Raw genomic sequence first — 6,414 nt, forward strand, 5'->3', positions numbered from 1 at the left:
AGGCCCCCTTAAGCTAACGCCGCTTTAATGTTTAAACAAATGTGGTTTTTTTCATAGTTACTCTGCAACTATACATTTCCTGTTAATACTATTAAATGTAAACTACATTTATAGCGTGGGAAGTAGTTTACTTAAAAGCTACAAAGGCCAGGAAGGCCAAGGTGTTGCAGCAACACTTATACATGGACCATCCGAAATCTTTTAACGATGTATAGCCAACTGCTGGAAGAACTATCCAAAGCGATCGGGGCAAGGCTCCTGGTAAGCTTTAAGTATGAGGGGGAGCGACACACGGTTGAGCCGCATTTACTGGGGCAAGACCAGCAGCACCAGGACTGCCTGCTAGCTTGGCGAAAGGACGGAAACCCAAAGCAGAACTGGCACCGCTACCCCCTAAGCCAAATGAAGGGAACCAGTATCCTGGAAGAAAGATTCTGCAAAAAGCGCCCCGGCTACGACCCCTACGACAGCACAATGACCCGCGTGTACTACCGTATCTGAAAACAAGTTTAACGCGCCTGCCTCTCCGAGCTATGAAGACAGCCTGCAACTGATTAATCCATACTGCAGGGCTTGGTGTTGTACTTCTGCAAAGCAGCAAGTATACTAGTGGCAAAAAGTAAAAAGTATAAAAGGCTGTTTTCCCCGCCCCTAACAGCGCAGGAAAAGATAAGCCGGTACATGCGTGGCAACAAATCCAAGAACACGAAGCCTGAGCTAAGGTTACGGCGCGCGCTGTGGCAAGCCGGGCTTCGTGGCTACCGCGTGCACTGGCCCAAAGCCCCCGCGGCAAGCCTGATATCTGCTACCCCTCCCGCCGCCTGGCCGTGTTCGTGCATGGCTGTTTCTGGCACAGGTGCCCCTACTGCCGCCCCTCCTTCCCTAAGACAAACGCAGCGTTCTGGCAACAGAAGTTTACCCGTAACACTGCCCGTGATGCAAAGTATAAACACATGTATCGCGAAGCCGGTTCGCAGCGCCTGGTGGTGTGGGAATGCCAGCTAAAGCACGGGCTGGACAGCACGGTGACCCTTGTACGAGAGCTGCACCGCGGCGTGCCGGAAAGCTGGCAGGTAGCCGCCTAAGCATGAACCGGTTGAGGCAAAGTATGGATTTTTACGTATCTTGAGGGTATACACTAAAAACTATACACGGATCTATGAAGAAATACCTCCCGCTGCTTGCCTTCCTTAGCCTGGTGGCCATGGGCTGCAACGAAAGCTCCCGCAAAGTAAACGAGGAAGATGAAGCCTCAAGCGCCGCCGCTGATAGCACCGCCCTGCAACCAGCGCTACAAAGCATCTCGGCAGAAGAGCTGCTGGCCTACACAACTACCCTTGCCTCCGATGAGTTTGAAGGACGTGCACCGGCCTCTCCCGGCGAGGACTCGACTGTGGCTTTCCTGACCCGCGAGTTTAAGGCACTGGGCCTACAGCCAGGCAACCCCGACGGCAGCTACGTGCAGAAAGTGCCTATGTTTGGCTACACCCCCTCCCCAACGGCTACTATTAAAGCCAACGGCAAAAGTATAAACCTGAACTTCCCGGAGGATTATGTGGCGCTTACCCGCCGCTATGTTCCTGAAGTGGAGGTCAGCAACTCTGACATGGTATTCGTGGGTTATGGTGTGGTGGCACCGGAGTATGGCTGGGATGACTACAAAGGGCTGGATGTGAAAGGCAAAACGATCGTAATGCTGGTCAACGACCCTCCTGTGGCCGACCCGCAGCACCCGGACCAACTGGACAGCACCATGTTCGGGGGGAAAGCCATGACCTACTATGGCCGCTGGACCTACAAGTATGAAATTGCCGCCGAGAAGGGTGCCGCCGCAGCCATCATCATACACGAGACAGGCCCGGCAGGCTATCCCTACGAGGTGATTTCGGGCAGCCACAGCCGCGAGGGTTTTGAGATCATCACCCCGGATAAAAACATGAGCCGCGCAAAGGTGGATGCCTGGATAACAGAACCAAAGGCCCGGGAGATATTTACAGCCGTTGGCCGCAGCTTTGATGAGCTGAAGGAAGCCGCACGCAAAAAAGACTTCCAACCTGTGCCCTTGAAGGCAAGCGCCAGCTTTAACATTAAAAACCAGCTGCGCGAAGTGCAGTCGCAGAATGTGGTGGCAAAGCTGGAAGGCTCGGATGAAAAGCTAAAAGACGAGTATGTAATCTACACTGCCCATTGGGACCACCTGGGCAAAGACACCACGCTGCAGGGCGACCAGGTATACAACGGCGCGCTGGATAATGCCAGTGGCACAGCCGGTCTCCTGGAAATTGCCAAAGCCTTTACCAAGCTCGAAAAGAAGCCGAAGCGCTCCATCCTTTTCTTGGCAGTAACTGCCGAAGAAAAAGGTCTGCTGGGCTCTAAGTATTACGCCAGCCGCCCGCTTTACCCGCTCGCCAAAACAGTAGCCGTAGTAAACATGGATGTACTGAACGCCTATGGCCCAACGGAGGATATAGTGGTGGTAGGCTACGGAAACTCCACGCTTGAGGATGTGCTGGCACAGGAGGCAAAGTCGCAGGGCCGCCATATTGTGCCGGAAGCTACGCCAGAGGTTGGCTCTTTCTACCGCTCCGACCACTTTGAGTTTGCCAAGCAAGGGGTGCCGGCACTTTATGCCGAGTCGGGGGTGGTAGCCCGCAACCAGCCTGCTGACTACGTGCAGAAATGGAACGAGCGCTACACGGCCAACGACTACCATAGCCTAACCGACGAAGTTCGCGACGACTGGAACCTGCAAGGCGCAATCGAGGACCTGCAGCTGTTCTTCAGGGTAGGTTATCGCGTGGCAAACTCAACTGAATATCCAGAGTGGAAAGAAGGCACAGAGTTTAAAGCTAAGCGAGAGGCCAGTTTGAAGGCGGCGTCTGTTCAGTAATCATACTTTATAATCAGTAGTCATACTTTTTAACTTGAACAAGCAAAGCGGTTGCAGTTATGTGATCGCTTTGCTTATTTTCAACCTATCTATATAATAATTTGCCTGTTCATCACCTTGTAAATAAAAACCCAAAACCGGAAAAGTCATACTTTCACCTTCATCAGCCTCTTGTTATACTTTTCATTTACACCTCCATTACATACCCTTACCCTCATTATTATGCTGTTTACTTTAAAATGGACTACAATTTACGGTCAATAGGGTTACTTCTGCTTTAGTATCGTATAAATAAGTACAAAATCAAAGTTTATATGATTATGAAAAAGATTTGGAAATTTGCCTTTGCCGCTTTCGCAGCTTTTGCTTTTACGGCTTGCGGCACCGATAACAATACAACTACTGAGTCTGAGTCTGTGGAAACTACTGATGAGGTAGGCACTGAAATGGACGCAGACATGGATATGGATGAGGACACCACCATTATGGTAGAAGACACTACTGTGAACGATGGCGTGGCTGACGAGATTGAAGAAGAGCAGCCACCGATGGAATAAATTATCGTTAAATGATCTATAGAAAGTCCCTGCTTTTGAAGCGGGGACTTTTTTTATGCCTGCCGCAAAAGTATGATGCGGTATAAAAAGAGGGTTTCTGAAACCTAATCTGCAGTAATCCTTTTATATTTAGGAATGGAAAATACAACGCTCACGCTGGATGGCGTAAAGATTAGGCTGGTAGAGGAGCAGGAGCAGCTGCAGGAGACAATTAATACCCTAAGCCAATGCCAAGAGCTTGCCCTGGACCTTGAGTTTGACCAAAACCGCTTTACCTACGGCTTTAACCTGTGCCTTGTGCAGATCGCTGACGAGGCAGGCACTTGCTATATAATAGACCCTTTTGCTCTCATGGACCTGCAGCCCCTGTTTCAGCTTCTGGAGAACCCTGAAATCACGAAAATAATCCACCACTCCAACAACGACATACTTCTGCTAGACAAGCTGGGATGCCATATTAAAGGCGTGATGGACACAGATGTGGCTGCCAAGGTTTTAAACTATGAGCGCTCCTCGCTGGCCACTGTGCTAAAAGAGGAGTTTAGCATTGACATTGACAAGTCGCAGCAATCAAGCAACTGGAACAAGCGCCCGCTTACGGAGGCGCAGCTGTACTATGCTGCCGTTGATGTTGTGTACCTTCACCGCGTTAAAGAGAAATTAGTGAACGAGGTAGAGCGCCTGGGCCGCCTGCACTGGCTGCAGGAAGAGAACCAACTGTTGGAGAAGCTTACCTACAGCGAGCCAGAAAACCCGCATTTAAGGCTACGCAATGCCAACCGGCTCAATTTCTACCAACAGTATATCCTGAAGGAGCTTTATATATTCAGGGAGCAGATGGGCCAGCAGTTTAACAAGCCTTCTTCCTTCATCATCTCTAATGAGTCACTGGTAGAGCTTGCCAACAATCCCAACACAGATCTGCATGAGTGGCTGAACCACACCCGGGGAATACATGGCGGCCTGAAGCGCTCGCGCAATGAAAAGCTTCTGCAAACAGCCTTGCAGGAGGCAAAGCAGAAAGCCCAAGACAACCACATTAGCCACGATTACCCCACAAACCGCTGGCAGCGCCCGCCGCGCACTCCGGAAACAGAACAACGAAAAGAAGCTATCACGCAAGTGCAGAAACAGCTTGTAGAAGAGTATGGGGAGTTTGCCACACGGCTGATCATTAACCAAAGTCTGATAAATGAGTACAGTATTAGCGGTGAGCTCCGGTGCACCAAAAATTATGCAACTGCCATCTTACTGCAAACGGCAGAGCGCTTGGGCATCGATTTACCGGCCCCTAATCAACCGGAGGCAAAAAAGTAACGACTTATTCAATCACGTTAAAGAATAAAATATATGAGCGAGTTCAGGAGAGAGCACGATTTTCTGGGTGAAATGGAAATTCCAAATGAGGTATACTATGGCATCCAAACGACCCGCGCCTTAGACAACTTTCATATAACCGGCTTACCTATCTCCCGGGAGCCTCTTTTTATAAAAGCCTTCGGCTATGTTAAAAAGGCCGCCGCAATGGCCAACCGTGACTGCGGTGTGTTAAGCCCTGAAATAGCCGAGGCAATCTGCAAAGCCTGTGACAAACTAATAGCCGGTGATTATCTGGACCAGTTTGTTACGGATATGATTCAGGGAGGGGCAGGCACTTCAGTAAACATGAACGTGAATGAGGTGGTGGCAAATCTTGCCCTGGAGATACTTGGCCATAAAAAGGGGGAGTACCAGTTTGTGCACCCAAACAACCATGTAAATTTCTCACAGTCCACTAACGATGCTTACCCCACGGCCTTTCGCATTGCTTTGTACTGGAAGATAGACAACTTTGTAAAAAGCCTGGAGGCGTTACAAGAGTCCTTCGCAGCTAAAGGAGAAGAGTTCAAGAATGTGCTTAAGATGGGACGCACACAGTTGCAAGATGCTGTGCCCATGACGTTGGGAGGAGAGTTTCATGGCTTTTCAACTACGATAAAAGAAGACATTCAGCGCCTGAATGAGGCTAAAATGCTGATCTGCGAGATCAATATGGGCGCTACGGCTATTGGCACCTCCATAAACGCACCAGAAGGATATCCGCCGAAAGTAACGGAGCACCTGCGAGAACTCACAGGCATACCGGTTGTGTTGGCAGAAGACTTAATTGAAGCTACTTGCGACACGGGCGCCTATGTGCAAGTTTCCGGTGTGCTTAAGCGATCCGCCATTAAAATCTCTAAGATATGTAATGATCTGCGTCTTCTTTCTTCAGGGCCAAGAGCGGGTATAAATGAGATAAACTTACCAAGGATGCAGCCAGGATCGTCTATTATGCCGGGCAAAGTAAACCCTGTGATTCCTGAAGTAGTTAACCAAACGGCCTACTATACTATAGGAGCAGATATGACCATTACAATGGCTGCAGAGGCAGGGCAGCTACAGCTAAATGTTATGGAGCCGGTCATCGCCTATAGTTTGTTCAATTCCCTCACATTTATGGAGAATGCCTGCTATACTTTGAAGAACAAGTGTGTAGATGGCATTACTGCCAATGAAGAGATATGTGCTAATATGGTAATGAACAGTGTGGGAATAATTACTGCTTTAAACCCTATTCTTGGCTATGAAGAGTCTGCCTCTATCGCAAAGGAAGCATTGGCAACAGGTAAATCAATTCATGACATTACCGTAACAGAGCGCAGAAGAATTACACAGGAGAAATGGGAGGAGATCTTCTCTATAGAGAACCTGATCCACCCGAAGTTTATCAACAGCTGAATCTTTCATAGCCTACAGCCATAAATAAAATAAGCCCTGCCTTATACAGCTAGGGCTTCTCTCCTTCCCGTGGGGGGTGGTGTGAAAAAGGGAAGGGCCCCGTTCCGCGTGGGGAGGGGCCCTTCTTGTTGGGGTTGGCGGCCACCTACTCTCCCGGGTGTGACCCCAGTACCATCGGCGCGCCCGGGCTTAACTGCTCTGTTCGGA

General features: G+C 49.7%; 6 protein-coding genes and 1 rRNA gene. 6 read left to right on the plus strand and 1 reads right to left on the minus strand.

What is annotated here, in order from left to right:
• Positions 1-207 precede the first annotated feature (207 nt).
• The 6 genes from FJM65_RS08310 to aspA all read left to right on the plus strand — a co-directional run bounded on the left by FJM65_RS08310 (position 208) and on the right by aspA (position 6,207).
• Entirely contained in the window at positions 208-501 is a 294-nt protein-coding gene (locus FJM65_RS08310; protein ID WP_140621029.1) for a WYL domain-containing protein, read from the plus strand.
• A gap of 236 nt (positions 502-737) precedes the next feature.
• Positions 738-1,085: a very short patch repair endonuclease gene (locus tag FJM65_RS08315; protein WP_239022879.1), complete on the plus strand. Its 348-nt coding sequence runs from the start codon at positions 738-740 to the stop codon at positions 1,083-1,085.
• A gap of 74 nt (positions 1,086-1,159) precedes the next feature.
• Positions 1,160-2,890 carry a M28 family metallopeptidase gene (locus FJM65_RS08320; RefSeq protein WP_140621030.1) on the plus strand — a complete coding sequence of 577 codons (1,731 nt, stop codon included), beginning with the start codon at positions 1,160-1,162 and terminating at the stop codon, positions 2,888-2,890.
• A gap of 320 nt (positions 2,891-3,210) precedes the next feature.
• Positions 3,211-3,447 (plus strand): hypothetical protein, encoded by a 237-nt coding sequence (locus FJM65_RS08325; RefSeq protein ID WP_140621031.1) that lies wholly within the window; start codon positions 3,211-3,213, stop codon positions 3,445-3,447.
• Between the two features lie 135 nt (positions 3,448-3,582).
• The gene (locus FJM65_RS08330) at positions 3,583-4,764 is read left to right on the plus strand and encodes a ribonuclease D (protein ID WP_140621032.1); all 1,182 of its coding nucleotides are present in this window, start codon (positions 3,583-3,585) and stop codon (positions 4,762-4,764) included.
• A 33-nt stretch (positions 4,765-4,797) separates the two neighbouring features.
• The gene (gene aspA / locus FJM65_RS08335) at positions 4,798-6,207 is read left to right on the plus strand and encodes an aspartate ammonia-lyase (RefSeq protein WP_140621033.1); all 1,410 of its coding nucleotides are present in this window, start codon (positions 4,798-4,800) and stop codon (positions 6,205-6,207) included.
• A gap of 132 nt (positions 6,208-6,339) precedes the next feature.
• Here aspA and rrf read toward each other — a convergent pair.
• Positions 6,340-6,414, minus strand: a 5S ribosomal RNA gene (gene rrf, locus FJM65_RS21805); the annotation flags it as partial.

It is taken from the genome of Pontibacter mangrovi (genome assembly GCF_006385705.1).
Taxonomy (GTDB): domain Bacteria; phylum Bacteroidota; class Bacteroidia; order Cytophagales; family Hymenobacteraceae; genus Pontibacter; species Pontibacter mangrovi.